The organism is Rothia endophytica (genome assembly GCF_039543885.1).
Classification (GTDB): Bacteria; Actinomycetota; Actinomycetes; order Actinomycetales; family Micrococcaceae; genus Rothia; species Rothia endophytica.
Map to the genome: position 1 here is coordinate 1 of NZ_BAABKP010000002.1, position 23,176 is coordinate 23,176.

The 23,176-nt window shown below is 55.8% G+C and carries 19 protein-coding genes; 6 read left to right on the forward strand and 13 right to left on the reverse strand.

All coding sequences use genetic code 11. The features are described from left to right. Nucleotides 1–383 precede the first annotated feature (383 nt). The 6 genes from tyrS to ABD982_RS06525 form a co-directional block, all read right to left on the reverse strand. Complete coding sequence (gene tyrS, locus ABD982_RS06500; RefSeq protein WP_345445812.1) at nucleotides 384–1,688, reverse strand: tyrosine--tRNA ligase; 1,305 nt, start codon at nucleotides 1,686–1,688, stop codon at nucleotides 384–386. 114 nt (nucleotides 1,689–1,802) lie between these two features. Continuing rightward, the gene (locus ABD982_RS06505; RefSeq protein WP_425570033.1) at nucleotides 1,803–4,106 is read right to left on the reverse strand and encodes a HelD family protein; all 2,304 of its coding nucleotides are present in this window, start codon (nucleotides 4,104–4,106) and stop codon (nucleotides 1,803–1,805) included. A gap of 180 nt (nucleotides 4,107–4,286) precedes the next feature. Continuing rightward, entirely contained in the window at nucleotides 4,287–4,838 is a 552-nt protein-coding gene (locus ABD982_RS06510) for an adenine phosphoribosyltransferase (RefSeq protein WP_345445816.1), read from the reverse strand. A gap of 102 nt (nucleotides 4,839–4,940) precedes the next feature. Further along, entirely contained in the window at nucleotides 4,941–6,269 is a 1,329-nt protein-coding gene (locus ABD982_RS06515) for a DUF2254 domain-containing protein (RefSeq protein WP_345445818.1), read from the reverse strand. 77 nt (nucleotides 6,270–6,346) lie between these two features. Then, nucleotides 6,347–7,789 carry an argininosuccinate lyase gene (gene argH / locus ABD982_RS06520; RefSeq protein ID WP_345445820.1) on the reverse strand — a complete coding sequence of 481 codons (1,443 nt, stop codon included), beginning with the start codon at nucleotides 7,787–7,789 and terminating at the stop codon, nucleotides 6,347–6,349. A 122-nt stretch (nucleotides 7,790–7,911) separates the two neighbouring features. Further along, a complete protein-coding gene (locus tag ABD982_RS06525; protein ID WP_251380867.1) occupies nucleotides 7,912–9,114 on the reverse strand; it encodes an argininosuccinate synthase in 1,203 nt (400 codons plus the stop codon). A gap of 225 nt (nucleotides 9,115–9,339) precedes the next feature. Between ABD982_RS06525 and ABD982_RS06530 the strand changes: the two genes are divergently transcribed. From ABD982_RS06530 to ABD982_RS06550, 5 genes are all read left to right on the forward strand, one after another. Next, nucleotides 9,340–9,786 (forward strand): hypothetical protein, encoded by a 447-nt coding sequence (locus tag ABD982_RS06530; protein WP_345445824.1) that lies wholly within the window; start codon nucleotides 9,340–9,342, stop codon nucleotides 9,784–9,786. Further along, nucleotides 9,770–11,347 (forward strand): sensor histidine kinase, encoded by a 1,578-nt coding sequence (locus ABD982_RS06535; RefSeq protein WP_345445825.1) that lies wholly within the window; start codon nucleotides 9,770–9,772, stop codon nucleotides 11,345–11,347. Before ABD982_RS06530 ends, ABD982_RS06535 begins: the two co-directional genes overlap by 17 nt. A gap of 3 nt (nucleotides 11,348–11,350) precedes the next feature. Then, nucleotides 11,351–12,016 carry a response regulator transcription factor gene (locus ABD982_RS06540; protein ID WP_251380864.1) on the forward strand — a complete coding sequence of 222 codons (666 nt, stop codon included), beginning with the start codon at nucleotides 11,351–11,353 and terminating at the stop codon, nucleotides 12,014–12,016. Beyond that, entirely contained in the window at nucleotides 12,013–13,530 is a 1,518-nt protein-coding gene (locus ABD982_RS06545; protein ID WP_345445831.1) for an SLC13 family permease, read from the forward strand. Before ABD982_RS06540 ends, ABD982_RS06545 begins: the two co-directional genes overlap by 4 nt. Nucleotides 13,531–13,638: 108 nt before the next feature. Further along, on the forward strand, nucleotides 13,639–14,877 hold the full coding sequence (locus ABD982_RS06550; protein ID WP_345445833.1) for a glycerate kinase family protein: 1,239 nt from the start codon (nucleotides 13,639–13,641) through the stop codon (nucleotides 14,875–14,877). Nucleotides 14,878–14,907: 30 nt separating this feature from the next. Here ABD982_RS06550 and ABD982_RS06555 read toward each other — a convergent pair whose 3' ends face one another. Then, on the reverse strand, nucleotides 14,908–16,467 hold the full coding sequence (locus ABD982_RS06555) for an AMP-binding protein (protein WP_345445835.1): 1,560 nt from the start codon (nucleotides 16,465–16,467) through the stop codon (nucleotides 14,908–14,910). A gap of 147 nt (nucleotides 16,468–16,614) precedes the next feature. Here ABD982_RS06555 and ABD982_RS06560 point away from each other — a divergent pair, with 147 nt between their 5' ends. Further along, nucleotides 16,615–17,004 carry an ankyrin repeat domain-containing protein gene (locus ABD982_RS06560; protein WP_251380860.1) on the forward strand — a complete coding sequence of 130 codons (390 nt, stop codon included), beginning with the start codon at nucleotides 16,615–16,617 and terminating at the stop codon, nucleotides 17,002–17,004. A 72-nt stretch (nucleotides 17,005–17,076) separates the two neighbouring features. Here the strand turns inward: ABD982_RS06560 and ABD982_RS06565 are convergent, their stop codons facing one another. From ABD982_RS06565 to argC, 6 genes are all read right to left on the reverse strand, one after another. Further along, complete coding sequence (locus tag ABD982_RS06565) at nucleotides 17,077–17,556, reverse strand: arginine repressor (RefSeq protein WP_251380859.1); 480 nt, start codon at nucleotides 17,554–17,556, stop codon at nucleotides 17,077–17,079. An 11-nt stretch (nucleotides 17,557–17,567) separates the two neighbouring features. After that, entirely contained in the window at nucleotides 17,568–18,527 is a 960-nt protein-coding gene (gene argF, locus ABD982_RS06570) for an ornithine carbamoyltransferase (RefSeq protein WP_345445839.1), read from the reverse strand. A gap of 107 nt (nucleotides 18,528–18,634) precedes the next feature. Further along, nucleotides 18,635–19,852: an acetylornithine transaminase gene (locus ABD982_RS06575; RefSeq protein ID WP_345445841.1), complete on the reverse strand. Its 1,218-nt coding sequence runs from the start codon at nucleotides 19,850–19,852 to the stop codon at nucleotides 18,635–18,637. A gap of 22 nt (nucleotides 19,853–19,874) precedes the next feature. Further along, the gene (argB, locus tag ABD982_RS06580) at nucleotides 19,875–20,885 is read right to left on the reverse strand and encodes an acetylglutamate kinase (RefSeq protein WP_251380856.1); all 1,011 of its coding nucleotides are present in this window, start codon (nucleotides 20,883–20,885) and stop codon (nucleotides 19,875–19,877) included. 31 nt (nucleotides 20,886–20,916) lie between these two features. Further along, the gene (gene argJ / locus ABD982_RS06585) at nucleotides 20,917–22,131 is read right to left on the reverse strand and encodes a bifunctional glutamate N-acetyltransferase/amino-acid acetyltransferase ArgJ (protein WP_345445844.1); all 1,215 of its coding nucleotides are present in this window, start codon (nucleotides 22,129–22,131) and stop codon (nucleotides 20,917–20,919) included. Further along, on the reverse strand, nucleotides 22,128–23,174 hold the full coding sequence (gene argC / locus ABD982_RS06590; RefSeq protein ID WP_345445846.1) for an N-acetyl-gamma-glutamyl-phosphate reductase: 1,047 nt from the start codon (nucleotides 23,172–23,174) through the stop codon (nucleotides 22,128–22,130). The genes argJ and argC overlap by 4 nt, the downstream gene beginning before the upstream one ends. Nucleotides 23,175–23,176: the final 2 nt, after the last annotated feature.

Here is a 23,176-nt window from a genome sequence, read left to right on the forward strand (position 1 = left end):
TTCTTCTTCTTCAAGCAGTGGGAAACACTATGTGATTAGGCGTTTTGTCCTTCCGTGGCCTTCAGGTTTTTATCCCTGTGCCGCGGCGACTGGTAATACTTTACGCAGGTTCAAACAGGGGCGCAACCTGATCTGCACCCCATTGAGGTGATGCAGGCTACTTTTAGAGAGTGCAGATTTATATATTTACTAGTGAACACAGGGTTAAACGTTTGAAAATATTTTTAGAATTTTTTCTATTCCACTGTTTCAGCACCTAAAAGCACCCTTTTTCGTGATTCAGTTCATTGACAGTGATCACTCCTTTTTAAAAAGTGTGGGTGGGAGCAAGCTCTAGCTCGCTCCCACCCACGGAAATTTAGATTATTGAATTTTTCAAGGTACTAGGCAACCTCTACCATTGCCATGTTCTTCTTGCCGCGGCGGACCACAGCGTACTTACCTAAGAGCAGATCGGGCTCTGCCAGGGCGGCGTCCTCACCCTGCACCTTTACGTTGTTGATCGCTGCACCGCCCTCTTTGAGGGTTCGGCGAGCTGCAGACTTAGACTCTGCCAGCCCCGTCTCGGTTAAGACGGTAATCATGTCCAGCTGATCCCGATTCAAAACAGCATGAGGCAACTCAGCGGTTGCTGCCTTCAGAGTTGCTTCATCAAGTGCAGCGAAATCTCCCTTACCGAAAAGTGCTTCGGATGCAGCAATGACCTTTTCGGTAGCATCTACCCCGTGCACCAATGAGGTAACGTCGTAGGCCAAGGTCTTCTGGGCAAGACGTTTGAAAGGTTCTTCTTCTACTGACTTCTGCAGCTGGGCAATTTCCTCACGAGTCTTGAAGGTAAAGACCTTAAGGCGGTCAGCCACGTCCGCATCAGCTGTGTTCAGCCAGAACTGGTAGAAAGCGTAAGGCGAGCACATCTCAGGATCTAGCCAAATAGCGTTGCCCTCCGACTTACCGAACTTGGTGCCATCTGAGTTAGTGATGAGCGGGGTGCCCATAGCGTGAACAGACTTGCCTTCTACCTTGCGGACTAGCTCAGTACCTGAAGTTAGGTTGCCCCACTGATCTGAGCCACCGCACTGCAGGGAGATATCGTAGCGACGGTTAAGTTCTAAGAAGTCATTGCCCTGAAGAATCTGGTAGGAGAACTCGGTGTAAGAGATACCCTCGTCTGAGTTCAGGCGCTTAGCCACGATCTCTTTTTTAATCATGGTGCCCACACGGAAGTTCTTACCGATTTCACGCAGGAAGTCGATAGCTGACAGTTCGCTGGTCCATTCCAAGTTATTGACCATGCGAGCTGCGTGTTCACCTTCAAAGGAGAGGAAGCGTTCAATCTGACCGCGCAGACGATCGACCCAACCTTCAACAACGTCGCGTGAGTTCAGCACGCGCTCGGAGGTCTGACGGGGGTCACCAATCAGACCGGTGGCACCGCCGACGAGACCGAAGGGGTTGTGCCCAGCTAGTTGCAGGCGACGCATCAGCAAAAGCTGAACCAGGTGCCCCAGGTGCAAGGAGGCAGCAGTGGGATCGTAGCCGATATAGAAATTGATGGACTCTTCGCTCAGGGCCTTTTCCAGCGCTTCTTCATCGGTGCTGACGTGCACAAGGCCACGCCACTTCAATTCCTGCCAAACGTTGGCGAAGGAATCGTCGTTGTGCTGAGCTGCAAGAGTCTCTTCAGACACGGTTACTCCTGTTTAGTGTGAATACGGTGGTAGCAATAGCCACTGCCCTTAAAGTTACCAGCTGGGCAGAAGCACGCGGTAACGGTAGGCAGTGGCTTTCTCTCTGTGAGAAGTTTAGAGACCGGCCGGCAAATCGGTTCCAGCAATTAGGTGCAGACGCTGAGTAGGTCTTGTCATAGACACGTAAAGATCGCCCACCGAGCCGTTGGCCGCTTCTATAAGGTCCATGGGTTCAACAATAATTACCACGTCGAACTCCAAGCCCTTGGCCTCCCAGGGAGTGAGCACAAGAATCTGATGTTCAAGGGCAGATTTTGAAGTGCCCGTGTTATCACGGTGAGCAGTTGAAATCGCAGAGGCAACCTCACGGTAGCGAGAATCAGCAACGATAACGCCGATGAGTCCTCCCCCGGTCTGAGCAACCTCTTCGCTCACGGTAGCAACAACGCTTGGAATGAGGTTCTCTGCCCCCACCACGCGAGTGGACGGCGACCAGTTTCCCTCACGAATCGCTCGAGGGGCGCTGATCTCAAGGCCCGCAGCTCGTGCCACCGACACCGCGGCGTCCGAAATCTGGGCAGGTGTGCGGTAATTGACGGTCAGCTCATCTAGGTGAAAGCGCTCCCCAACGAAAGGCTTTAGAGCCTGTGCCCAGGATGAAGCTGCCGCCGCGCTGGACGCCTGAGCAATATCGCCCACCACGGTGAACGACTTCATGGGGCAACGGCGCATCAGCAAACGCCATTGCATAGCAGAAAGCTCCTGAGCCTCATCAATCACTACGTGACCGTAGGCCCAAGTACGGTCGCTCTTAGCAGCTCGAGCTGCCGTCATGCGTTCACCGGTTTCTTCGTTAAGTTCAGCAATTTGCTCAGCGGTGATGACACCGTCCACGCCGATATCTTCTAACTGCTGGTTAGCGTTCTCTAGCGCCTTGCGGGCATTCTCTAGGTTTGCCTGGTGGGCAGCCTCAGCACGCTGGGCGGCAGCGGCACCAGTGATCTTAGAAAAGTCACCCAAAAGCTCAGCTGCTTCATCTAGCAGAGGGACATCGGACTCGGTGAAAGGCTGATCTGCAGAGCGAACTAATACCTGGCGTTCAGCATCGGTCAGAATACCCTGGGTGGCTGAGGCCAGGTACTCAGGTTTAGAGAAAAGTGAGCGCACCAATGTCTCAGCGGACAGGGGCATCCAGGCCAGGTTGATGGCACGGCGGACATCCAGAGAGTTACGGACGTCTTCTTCTAGGTAGGGACGGTCAACAGCGTGCCCAGCAGCGGCATCCAATTTTTCGTTGAGTTGCCGGGTTAGCTCTTTAAGTAAAACCTTGACGAAGGTTTCACGCGCCTCGTTATGGGGTTTTCCGGTAGACCGAGCGGTGGCACGGGCGTGCTTGACCAGCTTGGGGCTAAGGGTGATATCCATTGAATCGACGGCCAGACGAACGGAAGTAGCTGGCACTTTTTGGCGGTCAGCAACGGCTTTCTTAATAACTTCAGCCATGCGCAAATCACCTTTAACGCGGGCGACTGCCGGATCAGTCTCAGGCACTGCCCGGAGCCCCGGGTAGAGAGTGGCGAGTGAGGACATCACAACGCCGGTTTCGCCCAGGGAAGGGAGCACACGCTCGATGTACCACATGAAGGATGATGAAGGACCGACTACCAGAACGCCCGAATTATTCAGGCGTTCTCTGAAGGTATAGAGCAAGTAGGCGGCGCGGTGCAAAGCTACTGCCGTCTTACCAGTACCGGGGCCACCCTGGACGACGCGAACCCCCGCAAGGTCAGCACGGATAATAGCGTCCTGCTCAGCCTGGATGGTGGCAACGATATCCCCCATGCGACCGGTGCGCTTGCGGTTGAGTGCTGCCAGCAGAGCCCCTTCACCGTGCAGGCTAGCATCCTCATCGTCAAGCATGGCTGAATCGAGCACATCGTCTTCAAAACCGGTCACCTCACGGCGCTCTAGCATGAGGTGGCGGCGGCGGCGCACGCCCTGGCGATTGAAAGCGGTTGCCTGGTAGAAAGTGCCTGCCTCCGGGGCACGCCAATCAATGAGCAGCCGTTCGTGTTCTTCGGTGGCAAGGCCGATTCTGCCGACGTAGCGCACCGCGTCGTCGTCCATATCTAGACGTCCGAAGGCAAGGCGGTGATCGACTGCATTGTACTGTGCCAACCGATCTTCGTAGAAACTGGCATAGGCATCGCGTTCAGAACGGTTCTGGTGGTTGCCTACCGACTGGTTCTTGCGGGTGCTGCGCAGCTTAGACTCGGTGGCCTCACGCAACTGATCGAGACGCTGATAAAGCTGTCCAACGTAGGCTCGCTCCCCCGCAAGTTCCCGCTCAAAAGCGGCTTCAGACGTTGTCTGGGTGGGGCTAGCGTTAGTGTTCTCAGTCAAGAGGGCACCCTTCATCACGGAAAAGTAAAGCCCTCTATTCTATACCGGGCTTGGGGTAAAGCAAAAGGGCGCCGGGATGGCCGCATTCAGAAGGTGCAGAGATAATGGTCGATGAAAATTCGAGGGGCCCGGCATGGGATGGACCCGCCGAAAAAATGATGGACCGTCAACGGCCCTTCACAAAAAATTCTTGGTTTACTCAGAGACCAATGCCAGCGCTTCAACACGGTTACCGGCTAAAAGCTCGCGGCCACCGAGGCCTTCCAGCTCAAGGAGCACACCGATACCGGCAACCTCAAGGTCAGCCATCTTCATCAGATGGGTTGCAGCCTCCAAAGTGCCGCCGGTTGCCAGCAGATCATCAACCAGCATCACGCGAGTGCCTGCAGGGATATCTTCCTTATGAATTTCGATGGCAGCCGAACCGTACTCCAGCTCGTATTCCTTCATATAGGTATCGCGGGGCAGCTTTCCCGCCTTACGCACGGTCATCACACCGGTTCCGGCAATATACGCCAGGGCGGAAGCCATGAGAAAACCGCGCGCCTCAACGCCAGCCACGATATCGAATTGACCCTCAAAACGGGCTGCCAGCTCGTCCATAGCACGGCGGAAAACCTCAGGGTTAGCAAAAAGGGTGGTTACATCGTAGAAGAGGATGCCCTCCTTAGGGTAGTCCTGAATCTGCGCGCAGGCAGAAGGAATCTGCTCTTCAAGAGGCAGGAAGGAATCAACGGGCTTAATCATGGACGGTTACGCCTTCAATCATCAGTGGTTACGCTCATGCGCAAAAAACGTCATCAGCTAGTATACGCGGTCTGGGTTGGCAGCCCTTACGCCGAAAACAGACTAGAACCGGTGCTCTACCACATACCGTTCATAGGCGTCAGTCACCAGCGCTAGCGAATAATCATGAGGTTTAGTAGCCCTAAAGTATTCCAGCAGGACGGCCGCGTGCCAGCGGGCACGGGCCACGGCCGGCTCGTTATCACCCAGGGCAATGACTTTCCCAGCCATGTTCAGTAGGTCAATCACGCACTGTTCATGGTTTAGAGCATACGACCTGAAATTATCGAAGGCTGAATCCACCAGTTCACTCGCCTCAACAGGCTCAAAACGGACCTTGAGTTCGCCACCCACAAAGACGGAGTTTTTGGCGTGCTCTGCCTGGGCAGCACGGATGAGCCCCACAGTCAATTCGTGGGTGGAATTAGTAAGCGTGAAGGGGTCATTTGTTCCGGGTGACAGCGCACGCACACCTAGCTCTACGATTTGGTCTTGAAGGAAGCGAATGTCATCGTACTCAGTTCTCGACTCCCCCACTGAGCAGAGCTGACGCACAGTTGAGGAAATTTGCTCCACCTGCTGGTCATCAAGTTCTCGCGGTGCCTGGATAGTTGCAATGAGCTGGCCTTTGACCAGGTGGTCGCCGGGGCACACGAAAATGTGAACCCCAGCTATACTCTTTGCCAGTTTTTTGCCCAGTGTTAGGCGCTCAATATCGACGACGTAGCCGTTTGTCTCTGCGTGCACCTGATAGGTAAAGGCATCTGGCAGGTGATTGTCGCTGTAGCTTTCAAAGGCTTCGCTTGCGGCCTCTTCAGCGTGGAAGCGTTTTTCAATGAGCTTGAGATATTTTTGCTGAACAGTAGTAGCGATCGTGGAGACTTGAATGCCCGAAGCGATGTGGTTAATGAAGTAGATCAGCACAGCAACACAGGCTAAAGCCAGCACCATGGAAAAGTTAACAGCCAGGTGAGGTACGAAAGATCCTTGCGATACGTCAGTGTCATCACTTTGAATGGTGCGCATAACCATCAGGCAATAGAGGAAGGTAGATGTGAAGGTACCCAGCACGATTTGGTTTCCACGATCCGACATGAAGTTACGGACGAGGCGGGGCCCGAATGAACTACTGGCTGTAGACATCACCGAGATGGTAATGGAGAAGGCCATGGTTGCTACGGAGAGCACCGTTGAGGCAATAGCCGAGAGGATGCCGCGGGCACCTTCTGGCCCTACGGTGAAGAAAAAGACGCTCGTGGCTTCTGGCCCGTAGGCTACAGAGCGGTCAAGAGCCACCAGTGCGAAAGAGAGAACGATTGCCGTTGTGATGAACAGGGCTGGAATCATTACAAAGGAGTCCCTCAAGGTTCTGAGTCTATCGAGAAGGTGCATAGTTCTTTTTCTACTGTAAAAATAACAACGGACTACCCACTACTGTAGCGCGGGTAGTCCGTTGAAAGACAAAAGTATTAGCTGATGATCTGAGGGCGGGCGGCGAAAGCACGCGCAGGTTCTAGCTCACTCTTAAGCGCTTCCAACTGAGTAGCCACAGCAGACGGGGCAGTGCCGCCCTGGGCGCTGCGGGAGTTCAGAGACCCTTCAACGGTGAGCACTTCGCGGACACCCGCATGTAGGTGGGGTGAAATTGCTAGGTACTCTTCGTCCGTCAAATCCCACAGCTCGCAGTCTTTGTCTTCGCACACCTGCACCGCTTCTCCGGCCAGCTCGTGAGCCACACGGAAGGGCACTCCCTCACGCACCAGCCACTCAGCGATATCGGTTGCCAGAGCAAAGCCCTGAGGGGCCAGCTCAGCTAGACGGTCAGTGTTGAAGGTCAGGGTGGCAATCATGCCAGAGACCGCAGGTAGAAGTACCTCAAGCTGGTCAATAGCATCGAAGACCGGCTCCTTATCCTCCTGCAAATCACGGTTATAGGCCAGAGGCAGAGCCTTGAGGGTTGCCAGTAAGCCGGTAAGGTCACCGATGAGGCGGCCAGCTTTACCGCGAGCCAGTTCAGCGATATCAGGGTTTTTCTTCTGAGGCATAATCGAGCTGCCGGTAGAGAAGCTATCGTGTAGCTTTACGAAGGAGAACTCTTTCGTTGCCCAAAGAATAACCTCTTCTGAGATGCGGGAAAGATCCACCGAAATCATGGCGCAGATCCAAGCGAACTCAGCGTAGACATCGCGTGAGGCAGTGCCATCAATCGAATTATGGACAGCCGAGCTAAAGCCCAAGTCGTGGGCCACAGCTTCGGGGTCAAGCCCCAAAGATGACCCGGCAAGAGCACCCGAGCCGTAGGGTGAGACAGCAGCGCGCTTGTCCCAGTCCAGTAAACGGTCCAGGTCGCGAGACAGGGCCCACGCATGAGCCAGTAGCTGGTGGGAGAGCAAAATCGGCTGCGCGTGCTGCAGGTGGGTGCGGCCGGGCATGGGAGCATAGGGGTGCTCCTCAGCCTGGGCGATGAGCGCATCAATGGCATCTACCACGCCCTGAGCGATAATGGAGGCATGATCACGAAGATACATACGGCCGAGAGTTGCAATCTGGTCATTGCGCGAGCGCCCGGCACGGAGCTTACCGCCCAAATCAGCACCAGCGCGTTCGATAAGACCCTTTTCCAGTGAACCGTGTACGTCTTCATCGGACTCAGCCGGAGTGTAGACACCGCTACGCACATCTGCTTCTAGCTGGTCAAGGGCAGCAATCATGCCTGTCAGTTCTTCTTCAGTCAGCAAGCCGGCCTTAGCCAGCACGCGCGCGTGAGCACGAGAACCTGCAATATCATAAGGCGCCAGACGCCAGTCAAACTGGGTTGATTTGGAGAGGGCAGCTAAGGCATCAGAAGGGCCGCCAGCGAAGCGTCCGCCCCAGAGAGCGCCGTCATTTGTGCCGTGCTTATCAGCAGACATATCTCAACTCTTTCGGTGGTAAAAGCAGGGGTGTGAGTCAAAAGCCGTCCCGGTGACCCCCTACCCTTTCATTTCTGGGGAGGGAAGGCACCGGGGCCGGCGGGGTGAATCACTCTAGGATTTTAGAGGCCCAGACGCTGATCGCGGGCTGAAGCAACCTTGGAGGACAGGCCAAAGAGCTCGATGAAACCACGAGCATGTGACTGGTCGAAGCTATCGCCCTCATCGTAGGTGGCCAGGTTGAAGTCGTAGAGCGCGGTATCAGAGCGGCGGCCCGATACAACGGCGCGACCGCCGTGCATGTCCAGGCGAATTTCGCCGTTGACCATCTTTTGGGTGTCCTCGATGAAGGCATCTAGTGACTTCTTCAGCGGTGAGAACCACTGGCCGTCATAGACCAGCTCAGTCCAGCGCTGCCCTACGGTCTTCTTGAAGCGAGCCTGTTCACGCTCAATGGTGACATTCTCAAGTTCCTTGTGGGCTGCAATCAGTGCCATGGCACCGGGTGCCTCGTAGATTTCGCGGGACTTGATGCCAACCAGACGGTCCTCAACGATGTCGATGCGGCCGATGCCCTGGGCACCTGCACGACGGTTCATGATTTCGATGGCTTCCAGCGGGGTGACAGCCTGGCCGTCAATCGCTACAGGAATACCTTCCTTGAAGGTAATCACGGCGGTGTCCGGCACGGGAGCAAAGGTGGGGTCATCGGTGTAGTCGTAAACGTCCTTGGTGGGGCCGTTCCAGATGTCTTCTAGGAAGCCGGTTTCAACCGCGCGGCCCCAAACGTTCTGGTCGATGGAGAAGGGGTTCTTCTTGGTGGTGGCAATCGGCAGGTTGTTCTTCTCTGCGTAATCAATAGCCTTCTCGCGAGTTAGAGCGAGGTCGCGCACGGGTGCGATGCACTTGAGCTCGGGGCCCAGGGTCTGAATACCAACCTCAAAACGAACCTGGTCATTGCCCTTACCAGTGCAACCATGTGCCACAGTGGTGGCACCGAACTGCTGAGCTGCAGCGACCAGGTGCTTGGTGATGACGGGCCGGGAAACAGCCGAAACCAGCGGGTAAGCGTCCATGTAAAGAGCGTTAGCTTTAAGAGCAGGCATGCAGTAATCGTTAGCGAACTCGTCGCGAGCGTCTGCAACGTATGCTTCAACGGCGCCGCAATCGAGAGCACGCTGACGAATTGTTTCGAGGTCCTCGCCGCCCTGGCCTACATCTACAGCCACAGCGATAACTTCTGCGCCGGTGGCTTCGCCAATCCAACCGATGGCTACCGAGGTGTCAAGACCGCCTGAGTAGGCAAGAACGATACGCTCTTTCATAATGCTCCTAAATGGTGTGGTGCGGACGAGCCGCTTCTCTATAAATAATTATGCACATATAAACATAATTATTCAAACCCTGCCACAATGCGGACGTTAGGCACCAGCTACGCCCCGTGACCAAAGACCACTCTACCCAGAGCTAACCTGCAAAAAGAGGTATTTATTAAAAAACATTAATGCAGGACTCACGAAACTTTTATAAAGACCCTACAGACTGGAATTATGTTCAAGAAATACACCTTTGGCCTGCTGGTTCTGGCGCTGGCCGGTCTCATCGCCACCCTGGCCCTCGTTACTTCTTTCAGCAGTGCTACTCCCCAGATTGATGACGAGCCTGTGGTGCTTGATATCAAAACCACCCCGGCAGAAAACTCCTCGCCCAGTGTCTCCGCAACTCCTACAGATAATGATCAGGCAGATGACGCGGGTCAGCAAGAGGCACCCGCTGCAGAAGAAGAGCCGCAGCCAGCAGAAGTGGTGGCACCAGCGCCCGCAGAAGTGGTGGCACCAGCGCCAGCAGAAGAGGTGGCACCAGCGCCCGCAGCTGTAGTCCCAGAACCGGCTTATATTGAACAGCCCCTACCTCCGGCATCCGCTCCGCAGTACTCTCCAGGCAGTGATGATGACGATGACTTGGGTGAAGATGATTGGGATGACGACGATGATTAGCCTCAAGCCCCGCTGGCGCTCTACCTTAGAAAAACATCGAGCTAAATCCGCCCGCACGGAACGCAGCGGGTCAGTCCGCCTGCGCATCGTTGCCTGGACTTTTCTGCTCACCAGCTTCATCATTACCGGGCTCATCTTTACCGTGCGAGAAATACTAATTAGCGATGTTGGAAGGGGAGCCAATTCCAGCACCGAAAGTGAAATCGGTGAGTTCCGAAACTTTGCACAGATTGGGGTCAATCCTCAAACAGCCAGACCTTTTGAAACGCTAGAAGACATGCTGGGCTCGTACGTGACCCGGCAATACACAGGCTACAAGGAACAAGTCATCGGTCTAACCCCTCACCAGATCATTTTTCTCGAAGAACAGGACCACTATGCTCTAACCACCGGGTACCGGCTACATCAGGATCAGGCTCTACTCACCGGGCTCAGGGAAAACCCCTCCAACTCAGGAATTGAGCAGACACCTGCCGGGCCAGTGCATTGGGGCAAGGTCGCTGTTGAGCTACGAACCGACCAAGGCACAACAACAGGCCATCTACTGGTTCTGGAGTATATTCAACCCGAACTAGATGCGGTCCAACACACCGTCTTTATCATGATCTGGGTTGGCGTTGCTGGCCTCGCTTTCACTCTCTTGGTGTCCTGGCTCATCGCTACTCAGATTACTAAACCCATCCGTAATCTCCGACAGGTAGCCGAGCACATTAACGACAAGAATTTTAGTGGCAGAGTAACGGTTAAAGGAGACGATGACGTGGCAGCAATGAGTCATACTTTCAACAAGATGCTAGACCGTCTCGAAGAAGCAACGCTCACCGAACGGCAGTTCATGGACGAGGTCAGCCATGAACTCCGCACCCCCATCACTATTGTGCGCGGCCACCTTGAGCTCATGGAGCGCACCGAGGAACAGGAACAGACTCTGCTCCTGGTGGATGATGAGTTAGAGCGTATGGGGCGGATCGTATCGGACCTTCTAACTTTGGCTAAATCTGAACGCCCAGACTTCGTTCAGCCTCACCCCACTGAGGTCTCCGAGCTCATGATTTCCCTCGATTCCAAGGTTCAGGTTTTTGCTAACCACCGGTGGATTATTGCTGACATTGCCGAGGGAGAGGTCGGCTTGGACGAACAGCGCATTACTCAGGCGATGCTTCAGCTGGCAGCCAACGCAGCGCAGTATAGCCCCAGTGGAAGCGCAATCACCATCGGATCGGAGTTTTATGGTCAGGGCGGTGAGCGGCAACTGAAGCTATGGGTCCAGGACCGTGGCCCGGGTGTTAGCCCCGAGGACGCATCGATCCTCTTTGAAAGGTTCAGACGCAATAACGCTAAAAATCCTGCCACTGCCAAACAGCACTCAATGGGAGCCGGTCTGGGATTAGCCATCGTTCGATCGATAGCAGAAGCCCACGGTGGTGGGGTATGGATTGCAGCGCCAGAAGACGGCCCCGGCTCAATCTTTGGCATCAGCCTTCCTGCCCCTAGCCCTCCGAAAAAAACCCAGTCGATTACAGCAACATACCCACCTCAGAATGAACCAGAAAAGAGCTAACCGATGAGCCACATCCTCATTATCGAAGATGACCCGCGTATCTCGTCCTTTATTGTTAAGGGGCTGAAATCAGCCGGTTATACCTCCACATTAATTGATGAGGGCCGTAGCGCTTATGCTCTGGCCAAAGTGGGAAATTTTGACCTGATTATCCTCGATGTGGGTCTTCCCGGCATGGACGGGTTCTCCATCATGCGAGCGCTGAGAGCTGAGGGTCTCAAAACCCCTATTATCATGCTGACTGCCCGGGACTCAGTCTCCGATACGTTAGAAGGTCTGGAGAACGGGGCAAATGACTACATGACCAAACCTTTCCAGTTCGCTGAGCTGATTGCTCGTATTAGGCTGCGTCTTCGCGATACAGCCTCCGATGATACGACCCCAACCTCCCAGCTCACTCACCGCGACCTTGTTCTTAACATTCTGAGCCGCCAGGTCTCGGTAGCGGGACAGTCAGCAGAGCTCACTACTCGAGAATTTGCTCTCTTGGAAACACTGATGCGTCACAAGAATCAAGTGCTTTCACGCGAACAGCTACTGGGTCAGGTGTGGGGTGTGGACTTCGATCCCAACTCCAACATCGTTGATGTCTATATCAGAGCACTACGCAAAAAAATTGGGGAGGACTACATTGTGACCGTTCGTGGAGCAGGGTACCGATTTGTATGAGCAAGCTACTTTATTCCTCTCAAGAACGCCCTGACGAAAGGTTGCCGGTGACCGCTCCTCTGAATCAGGTCAACAGCAGCTTCATCACTGGTCGACTAGTTGTTTCTCTCGCTGGTGCCGTTACCCTGGTGGCTGCGGTAACCTGGACTGGTTTTGGGTCTGCCTCACTCAGCCTTCAAGGAGCGCTAGCCCTGAGCATCTTTATCATTGCAATCTGGGCATGGGTTTTTAGCCCGCTGACGGATACCTATGTGTCTTTGGCAGCCGCTGTTGCTCTGGTACTGACCGGTATCATCTCAACGGAACGGTTCACTGCGTCCTTAGGGACATCAGCGGTGTGGCTACTGGTTGCTGCTGTAGTTATGGCTCAGGTGCTCACTGCCTCCGGCCTCACCCGCAGGTTGACCGCCCAGTTGGTTTCCCGGGCTCGGACCCCCAGGCAGCTCGCCTACCTTTTCAATCTAGCTCTCTTTCTGACGGTATATCTGGTTCCCTCACCTTCGGGACGCGCTGCGCTCGCTCTGCCCATCTACCAGGCCCTGGCGGATGCCTTGGGTAACCGCCCAGCCCTGGTAAAAGCTCTGGGTATCCTAGCCCCGGCCAGCATCCTGGTTTCGGCTGTAGCATCTTTTATTGGTGCTGGCGCCCACCTAGTCACCTCAGAAATCCTAACCGCCTACGGTTTGGAAACCATTGGCTTTTTGGAGTGGATGATTCTGGGCTCAGGTCTAGGTCTGTTGGCTTCCTTAGTCGTTACTGAGCTAGTGCTACAGCTCTTTGGTCCTTCCCGAGAGGAGCAGGGTCCCATCGAAGTAACGGTTGCTGATTTTGAGCAAGCATCAGATACCCCGGTCCGTGGGCCGCTCACAGCTCCCGAACGGAACATTGCCCTGGTCCTCTTGGTTGCTGTACTTCTCTGGTGCACCGAAACTCTGCACGGTCTGACACCCGTGATCGTAGCGGTACTGGGCGCCCTGGCGGCCACCGCTCCGGGGGTTAGCTCCATCAAGCTGGGCGCAGCCCTCAAGAAAGCACCCTGGCCCATGTTGCTCTTCATGGCAGCGACTCTAGCCATCGGAACCGGTCTAGCAGATTCAGGTGCGGCAAGCTGGCTGGCTGAATCCCTTTTTGCCCCAGTGAGTCAACTGGGGTCTAGCGGATCAGCCATCTTCATACTTATGGTGATTCTGATTTCAACTGCAGCTCACCTGGTCATTCAGTCCAGAAGTGCTCGTAGCGCAGTGCTTATTCCCCTCGTCATCACAGCGGCGCTACCGTTAGGGGTGAATCCAGTGGCAGCCGCCTTTATCTCAACCGCTGCAGCAGGCTTCTGTCACACCCTCACCTCCAGCGCTAAACCGGTTGCTCTCTTTGCCAACATGGACGGAAGACCAACCTACACTCCAGCAGACCTCCTGAAACTCAGCGCCTGGCTCGCTCCGCTACATGCCATGCTTATCGCACTCTTTTCTTTCTTCATTTGGCCCCTCTTAGGTTTGCCTCTCTACACCTAAATCGCACCACCCAGCGAAATTTTTAAAACACTAAAAGACCTAGTGGCAACACTAGCGAAGACGCTTGCACCCACCATGTCTCGGCGCCCCAATATAAGGAGAACTATCATGATTATGTCCATTCCCCAGCGCATCCTCATCGCCCCTTCTGGCTTCAAAGGAAGCCTTGATGCCGATGTTGTAGCCGACGCTATCGCAGCAGGTATCCGCAGGGTTATTCCCGGAGTCAACACCGTTGTCCTACCTATCCCCGATGGAGGAGAAGGAACCGCCAAGCTCCTAGCATCCTCAACCGGCGGCACCCTGGTTTCGCTTGGGGTCACCGGGCCTGTTGGCGAGCGCGTCAACTCTCACTACGCTCTTTTGGGAGGCTCTCAACGCGGAATTGCCGTGGTAGAGATGGCTGCTGCAGCAGGTCTCTCCCTGGTTCCCAAAGACATGAGGAACCCTGGCGCCACCACTACCTACGGGGTAGGAGAAACAATAGCCGCTGCACTCTCAAACCCGGAAGTACACACCATTTTGGTGGGTTGCGGAGATTCAGGGACCTCAGATGGAGGTGCTGGTGCCCTTTCTGCCCTAGGTGCAAAAATTCTAGACGCCGACGAACAGGAAGTGCAGCTTGGTGGAGCCAATCTTTCCAACGCTGAGCGCATAGATTACAGCGGCTTGCACCCCCGCCTTTCACAGGTTCGCATTATACTGGCCCTCAACCAGCACAACATCTTGACCGGACCCAAGGGGGTAGCTCGCGTCTTCGGCCCCCAAAAGGGCGCCACCCCTCAGCAGGTCGAAGAGTTGGATCAGGCGCTAACTCACTGGGCTAACCTTCTTGAGAGCACCCAGAATGAGATGACCGGCGGTAGAGTATCTACGGATTTTCATACGGGAGCAGGCACCGGTGCTTCAGGAGGCTTGGGTGCTGGACTAGCACTGATTGGAGCCGAACTTACCCCACGCTTTGAGGCTCTCATTGATTCCGGGTTGGCCGGCCTCAGCGTCACTACAGAAATTCAACAGGCTGACCTGGTGGTTACGGCAGAAGGCGCTATCGATTATCAGACGCCCAAGGGCAAGGTTCCTGCAGAAATTGCCGCTCGAGCGCAGGCCGCGGGAGTCCCCGTGCTCGCCCTCGCCGGATCCATCGGAGAGAAAGCCTACCGGGTTCACGATGCTGGTATTGACGCTTTTGCCAGCATCATGCCCCTGCCCATGGGCCTAGATGATGCCCTAGAAAATGGTGAAGAGCTGCTCACCAATTCTACCGAGCGCTGTTTTCGTATGATTCTCCTGGGGGCATCACTGAGTGCTTCCATGCAGAACCGAAACCTGAAGGCAGCCGCCTAAGACCATGTAACTGGAAGATGGGCAAGATTTCTACAGTGAGGCCGCTAGTTGCCTCTTGAGAATTTTACCGGTGGGGCCAAGCGGCAGCTCTGCACGCAGAAGGAAACTCCGGGGGTACTTGTAGGAAGCGAGTTGCTGACGGCACAGGTGATCAAGTTCAGCAACCAGCTCATCACCTTCGCTCTCGGTCAAATCCGCAGTGCGGGGCACAATGACAGCCACAATCTCTTCACCCACTTGCAGGTCTGCCGTGCCCACCACAGCAGCTAAGCTGACCTGTGGGTGAGTGTAGAGAACATCCTCAATTTCACGAGGGTAGACGCTATTACCATTGCGCAAAATCATGTCCTTGAGACGGTCCACAATGTAAATATTGCCCTGGCTATCTAATCTGGCCACGTCCCCCGTTGCGAACCAGTCACCGTCAAATACCGCCTCATTAGCCTCAGGGTTCTGCCAGTAACCGGTCATTACGTTAGGGCCGCTGACCCACAGCTGCCCCGGCTGGTCTGCGCCGAGCGGATGCCCTTGCTCATCACGGACCTCAACCAGGACACCGGGCAGGGGGCGGCCCACCGAGCCAATGACAAGACCAAATTCAGCCTGATTAAAAGATACTACCGGGGAGGTTTCACTCAGCCCGTACCCTTCATAGACGGGAAAGTCAACTAAGCGGTCAATATCAGCGTGTACCGAGGATGGCAAGGCTGCCCCTCCAGAAATACCGAACCGTAGAGAGCCCCTCAGCCGATCCGCAAGTGCAGTATCTGTTTCCAGATAGTTAGCTATAGCACTGTACATGGAGGGCACCGCCGCAAAAACAGTGACCCCAGTATCTGCACACAAAGCCGCAGCGCCCTGGGGAGTAAAACGGGGTAGTAGGGCAATGCTGGCTCCAGCAGCAAACACTGCATTCATCGATACGGTCTGTCCAAAAGCGTGGAAGAGGGGAAGCCCACCAAAGATGGTATCTGTTGGTTTAAAACCAAAAACTTGAGCACAGGAACGCGCGTTAGACAGCATATTGGCGTGGCTTAGGGTTGCTCCCTTAGGCTGGCCGGTTGTACCAGAGGTGTAGAGCAGGACGGCAGGAGCATCAGTTTCGACAGCGCAGGGCCTAAAGTGCGTTTCTGCTTTCCCCTCAAAAATTACACTGCCATCAATAACCTCAACAGCACTAAGACCTGCATTAACCGCTGTCATATCAAGGTCAGCCAATTCACCGGCTACCCGGGTACCGGCCCAAACCAGCAGCAGCCGAGCTCCGGCGTCCTGCACCTGGTATTGGACCTCACGAGCTGACAAAAGCGGGTGCAGTGGCACAGCAATGGCGCCCAGAGCAAGCGTGGCATAGTAAAGAGCTACCATCTGAGGCACATTGGGCAGGGCAAGAGCCACACGATCACCGTGACTTACTCCCCTATCAACCAGCCATTCGCGAGCAACGTCAATTTTACCCACCAGCTCTTGATAGGTAAGCTGCCCGCCTTCCCACTGCAAGGCCAGGTCCCGCGAAGATGCCTGACGGGTCAGCAAAAAACAGAGATTACTCTGCTCGGTAGGTTTAGAAGTCAAAGACTGAATCATCATGCCCTTTCGGTTAGCTAACCTGCTTGGTACAACATCTTCCCATAAAGTGTGGACAAAGCCCTGTGAACACGGCAGCACGATCGGAGAGACTGTCAGAAAAGTACCGACAGGTTTGCACAGCGTAAAGCTATCTGCCAAAGTATAGGCATGACAGATAACGCCCTCACCGAGACAGAACACGAATTCCTTAACTCAGTCTTCGATTTAGCCCGGGACAATAAGCCGGTAGCTCTCAAGTCACTCTTCGACCAAGGCGTTCCCGTTGACCTCACCAACGCAAAGGGCGATACTCTGCTCATTCTTGCTGCCTACCATCAGCACACCGACCTGCTACAGATCCTCATCAACGAAGGCGCTGATTTGGATCGGATGAACGACCGAGGGCAAACTGCCTTGGTCTGCGCTGTCTTCCGCAACAACCTCCCCATCGCTCGCATGCTCTTGGACGCCGGAGCGGACGAAACCCTAGGTACCCAAACACCAGCCCAGGTGGCCCAGTTCTTTGAGCTTGAGGATATGCAAAAGCTCTTCAGCTAACCCCTTCACCACCCGGGAATAGACGCGAGAGACGAGTGGGCAGGGTCAAAGCCTGCTTGGAATGATGGATTCCTACGCGGCCCAGCTGAGAAAGAGTTCAGCTACCGCTTCCCCCCCGAGAGGGTCGCGGGTAATAACCATGACCGTATCATCACCGGCAATGGACCCGAGCAGCGGTTCAAGACCAGCCTGGTCGATGGCCGATGCCAGGAACTGCGCCGCCCCGGGCGGAGTACGCAGAATCACCAGGTTAGCTGAGGCCTCAGCTGTCACCAGCAACTCCTTGAAAAGCCCAACCAGTCGAGCGTCAGGGCCGTCCTGGGCACTGCGACGCACAGGGTGGTTGGGCACTGCGTAGATTAGCCCAGATTTTTCATCGCGTACCCGCTCAGCACCAATTTCAACTAGATCGCGACTGAGAGTGGCTTGAGTAACTTTGAGACCGTCATTGGTGAGCAATTGCGCCAGGTCAGCCTGCGAGCGCACCCGGTGGGTTTGTAGTAACTCAATAATGCGAGCCTGGCGGGCAGTTTTGGTGGAAGGAATTGCCATTGATGTTCTTTCTAGTGGGTAAGAGCTGCGCGGTAGTTGGCAGCTAGGCCAGATTCTGCCAGGAGGAAGGCCATGAGAGCTTTCTGAGCGTGAAGGCGGTTTTCTGCCTCGTCAAAGACAACCGAAGCAGGCCCGTCAATAACTTCTGCGGTCACTTCAAAGCCGCGGTAGGCTGGCAGGCAGTGTAAGAAGATAGCGTGCTCAGCTGCCTGGTCCATCGCTGCGGTATCTACGGTGTAGGGCTTGAATACCTGGGCGCGGGCCTCTTTTTGGTCTTCCTGGCCCATGGAAACCCAGGTATCGGTAATGACTACGTCCGCCCCAGCTAGTGCTTCTGCGGGGTCGGTGGTAACCAGGATTGACCCGCCGGTTTGCTGGGCGCGGGCTTCTGCTTCTGCTACCACCTCAGGGGCAGGTAGGTAGCTGGACGGGCCGGCTATGCGTACCTGCATGCCGGCGGTCGCTCCCCCCAGGAGGTAGGAGTTAGCCATGTTGTTAGCGGCGTCCCCCAGGTAGACCATGGTTTTACCCGCCAGCTCCCCCAGGTGCTCACGGATCGTGAGTAGATCAGCAAGAATCTGGCAGGGGTGGTAGTCATCAGAAAGGGCGTTGATGACCGGCACAGTAGAGTGCTGCGCCATTTCTTCAAGACCGCGGTGTTCAAAAGTACGCCAGATAATTGTTGAGACCATTCGGCTAATGACTTTAGCCGTGTCTGAAACGCTTTCTTTATGCCCGATTTGCGCTTCACCCGGGTTCACAATGAGGGGGTTACCGCCCAGTTCTGCGATACCGGTATGAAAGGAAAAACGGGTGCGAGTAGAAGTCTTATCGAAGATCACCGCTGCGGTCTGCGGCCCAGCGAGAGGGGCAAAGCCAAAGCGGTCTGCCTTCATCTCAGCGGCAAGGTCCAGCACACGAGCCTGTTCGGCGGGGGTGAGATCGGTGTCTTTGAGAAAATGACGTACCACGGTGGTCTCCTTTACTGGGGCTACGAGTGCACCCCAACGATTATATGCATAATTTTTAATATTTATTCGTTTGATGAATAGTGAGTTTGGGCGCGGCGCCCCGGTCACTACGCCTGGAGGGCCTGGGCAAGAATTTGGGGGAAGGCAGCGATGAACTCATCGGCTTCTTCGTGGCTCAGAGTCAGGGCTGGAGCCAGACGCACGGTATTCTCATTGGGAGCGTTGACGATGAAACCAGCTTCTCGCGCAGCCACTACAAAGGTGGGGGCGAGCGGAGCTCCGGCGTCCGTCTTTGCATCCTCTAGAACAATGCCAATAAGCAGCCCCGCCCCGCGTGTTGTTTGAATACCGGCTAGCTGCTCCAGTTGCTGTTGCAGATAGCTTCCCATATTTTCAGTGTGCTCCAGCAGCCCTTCGGCCTCAATGGTTTCCAGGGTGGCGAGCGCCGCTGCGGTAGCTAGAGGGTTACCGCCAAAGGTTGTGCCGTGCATGCCGGCCTGTAGAGTTGCGCCATTCTTAGCGCCAACTACCATCATGGCACCCACGGGAAAACCTCCGCCCAGCCCCTTGGCTAGAGTAATAGCATCGGGCAGCTCAGCGGCGCCTAGCTCGCGGGAGTGCTCAAACCAGCGGCCGGTACGGCCCATTCCGGTTTGCACCTCATCAACAATAAGTAAGGCATTGTGCTGGCGGGTTAGCTCACGGGCTCGTCCTAGATAACCTTCAGGTAGAGGCAGCACCCCAGCTTCACCCTGAACGGGCTCAACAATCAGCGCCGCGACGTCATCGGTGAAGTGTTCTTCTAGAGCCTCCAGGGTGGCAGGGATGTGCTGGATGCCGGTAGGCAGAGGCTCGAAAGGCTGCCGGTAGGCGGGCTTATGAGTCAGGCTCAAAGCTCCGATGGTCCTACCGTGAAACCCCTGCTCCAGCGCCATGATAGTTCCCTTGCCATGGAGATTGCCGTGGCGGCGAGCTAGCTTGTAGGCAGCCTCATTCGCTTCGGTACCGGAGTTGCAAAAGAAGACACGGGCGTCCTCAGCCCCCAGCAGAGCACGCAGTTTATGGGCTAGCGCCACCTGCTGCGGGGTGGTAAAAAAGTTAGAAACATGGGCCAGCGTAGCAGCCTGCTCCCCCACCGCCTTCACCCACGCGGGATGGGCATGGCCCAGAGCGTTTACGGCAATACCGCCGAGCAGGTCAAGGTAGGGTTTGCCGTCTGCATCCCAGACGCGCGAGCCCTCACCGCGTACCAGCACCAGGCTGGGGTCACCAAAGACACCCAAGAGGTCGGTGGAATATGTTTCAAGATAGTTTTGCTGACTCACATTTATCTCTTTTCTTCAGGCTCTAGTAGGTCACCGGTTGTACCCGGTAGTCAGCTTCTGGGTGCTTCCAGGCGCCCTCAGTCAGGCCGTCCGGTGTGAGCTGAGTGCCGATGCCAGTATCGGTGAAAATCTCAAGCAGAGGCGAGTGCGGTAGGCGGCCATCAACAATCGATGCTCGCGGCACCCCCTGTTCTACAGCTTGCAAGCAGGCACCCATCTTGGGAATCATGCCAGAAACGAGGCTGGGCATCATCTCCCTCAGTTCGCTGACCGTGAGGGAACTAATCAGAGAGTTACGGTCAGGCCAGTTGGCATAAAGCCCTTCAACGTCGGTTAGCACCACCAGCTTCTCAGCGCCCAGCGCAGCGGCCACGGCGGCCGCCGCTGTATCTGCGTTGACGTTGAGGATTTCACCGGTAAGACCCGCCAGACCGTGATGATGATCCGGGTGTTTCTCCCTGTCATGTATCTCGGGGGCAATCGATGAAATCACCGGGATTTTTCCAGCTTCAATCATGGAGGTAATGGCCGTGGTGTTAACTCCAACCACTTCACCCACCAGCCCCAGGTCAGTCTCAACCCCATCGACCTGAGCTGTGATGCGTCGAGCACGCAGCAGCCCGCCGTCCTCCCCGCTCATCGCAACAGCAAAAGGGCCATGGCGGTTGATGTGGCTCACCAGCTCGCGAGCCACCTGACCGGTGAGTACCATGCGCACCACGTCCATTGCCTCAGGTGTGGTGTAGCGCAGGCCGCCCCGGAACTCGCTCTCAATCCCCAGCTTGTCCAGCATGGCAGTAATCTGCGGTCCACCACCGTGTACTACCACCGGGCAAATGCCGATGGTACGTAGAAAAACCATATCTTCAGCAAAAGCTGCGCGCAGATCCTCAGAAATCATAGCGTTCCCGCCGTACTTGAACACCATAATCTTGCCCCGAAACTGCTGGATCCAGGGTAAGGCTTCGGTCAGGGTTTTAGCTTTTTCCTGCGCCGTATCAAAACGGGCGGCGGCGTTGTTCTGCTGTGCCATGTCTTCTTTCTGGGCCGTTGGTGGGGAGATGTTAGCTGGAGTAAGCGCTGTTTTCGTGGACGTAGTCGTGGGTCAGGTCATTGGTCCAGATCGTTGCCTGGTGCTCCCCTGCCGCCAGATCGATGTCTACGGTAACCTTGCGGTCAGCGGTCAAATCGACCAGGGAGCGGTCTTCACCGATACCCCCGCCCCGGCAGACCATAACACCATTGATGGTGACATTCACGTTTTCGGGCTCAAAATGTGCACTGGTGGTGCCCACCTCAGAGAGGATGCGGCCCCAGTTGGGGTCGTTGCCAAAAATCGCCGTCTTAAAGAGGTTTGAGCGGGAAACTGCGCGGGAGACTTCCTCAGCCTCAGCTTCGGTAGCTGCCCCCAGGGTACGCACATGAATATCATGGCTGGCTCCCTCGGCGTCTCCAATCAGCTGAAGGGCGAGGTCCTGGCAGATAGCGGTCAGCGCCTGGGTAAAGTCTTGCGGATCGGGGGTAACACCAGATTCCCCCGACGCCAGTAGCGCCACGGTGTCGTTGGTGGACATGCACCCATCGGAATCAGCCCGGTTGAAGCTCAAGCGGACGGCCTCACGCAGCGCGGTATCAAGCTGCTGGCTGGTGAGGGCAGCATCGGTGGTCAGGACCACCAGCATAGTTGCCAACCCGGGTGCTAGCATGCCAGCGCCCTTGGCCATACCGCCGATACGGTAAGTGCCACCAGCTGCTGTGAGCTCTTGCCCGGCTAGCTTGTGCACGGTATCAGTGGTCATAATCGCCTGGGCGGACTCCTGGCAGGACGCCGCACCAGCACCCAGCAAAGCCGCAGCTTCGCTAATACCGGCACCCAACTTATCCATGGGTAGACGCTGACCAATCAGCCCGGTTGAACACACCAGGACGTCCCCGGCTGAAACACCCAGAACCTCTGCAACTTGCTCGGCGCTGGCATGGGTGTCCTGAAAACCGGGGGCACCGGTGCAGGCGTTAGCCCCGCCCGAGTTGAGCAGCACAGCGTCCACCCGCCCGTCGGTGATCACCTGCTGGCTCCAGAGCACGGGCGCTGCAGCGAATTTATTGGTGGTAAAAACTGCGGCGGCGTTCTTCTGCGCCCCTTCATTGACCACTAGGGCAACATCGCGTTTACCGGTGACACTGGAGATCCCGGCGGCTACACCGGCAGCTTTGAAGCCAGCAGGGTAGGTAACCCCGCTACTTTCGATACCCTCAACATGGTGCTTCAGATCGGTCACGGTGCCAGCCCTTCCTGCTCAAGGCCCTCGAATTCGGGCAGACCCAAAGCAATATTCATGGATTGAATGGCACCACCAGCGGTGCCTTTGGTCAGATTATCGATGACGCTAGTAACGATGACCCGCCCAGCGTGCGCATCGAAAGCCAGTTGCATTTCAGCGTGATTAGACCCCTGCACGCTCTTGGTGCTGGGCCACTGCCCCTCCGGGAGCAGGTGCACAAAGCGCTCACCTTCATAGGCTCTACCCCAGGCATCGCGCAGCTGGGCTTCGGTAACACCTGGCTTGACCCGCGCTGTACAGGTTGCCAGGATCCCGCGCGGCATGGGGACAAGAGTGGGTGTGAAGGAAATCTGCACCCGCTCTCCCGCTGCTGCAGAAAGTTTCTCTTCAATCTCAGGGGTATGACGGTGTGCCCCACCCACCCCGTAGGGGCTCATGGAACCCATAACTTCTGCCGAGAGCAGGTGAGGTTTGAGGCTTTTACCTGCCCCGCTGGTGCCGGATGCAGCCACAATGACAACGTCCTGAGGCTCTAAAAGACCGGCAGCAAAACCGGGAGCCAGCGCAAGAATGGAAGATGTGGGGTAGCAGCCAGGCACAGCGATACGACTTACGCCCTGCAGCTGTTCGCGCTGTTTCCGCCCTGCAGACGTTGGGAACTCTGGCAGCCCATACGGCCAGGTACCTGCGTGGTCAGTGCCGTAAAATTTCTGCCAAGCCTCCGCGTCATCTAAGCGGTGGTCGGCACCGGCATCAATGACCAGAGTGCCTTCAGGTAACTGGGCGGCAACCTCGGCACTAGCCCCGTGCGGCAAGGCAAGGAAAACAACGTCGTGCCCCGCCAAAGCTTCAGCGGTGGTATCAGCAATCGTCAGGTGTGAGTACTTTCGCAGGTGGGGAGCAAGATCCCCCAACTTCTGCCCAGCGGAAGAATGAGCGGCAACCGTCTTAACTTCCACGTGGGGGTGGGTTGCCAGCAAACGCAGGACCTCGCCACCGGCATAGCCGGTGGCTCCAGAAACAGCTACTGTAATCGTCATGA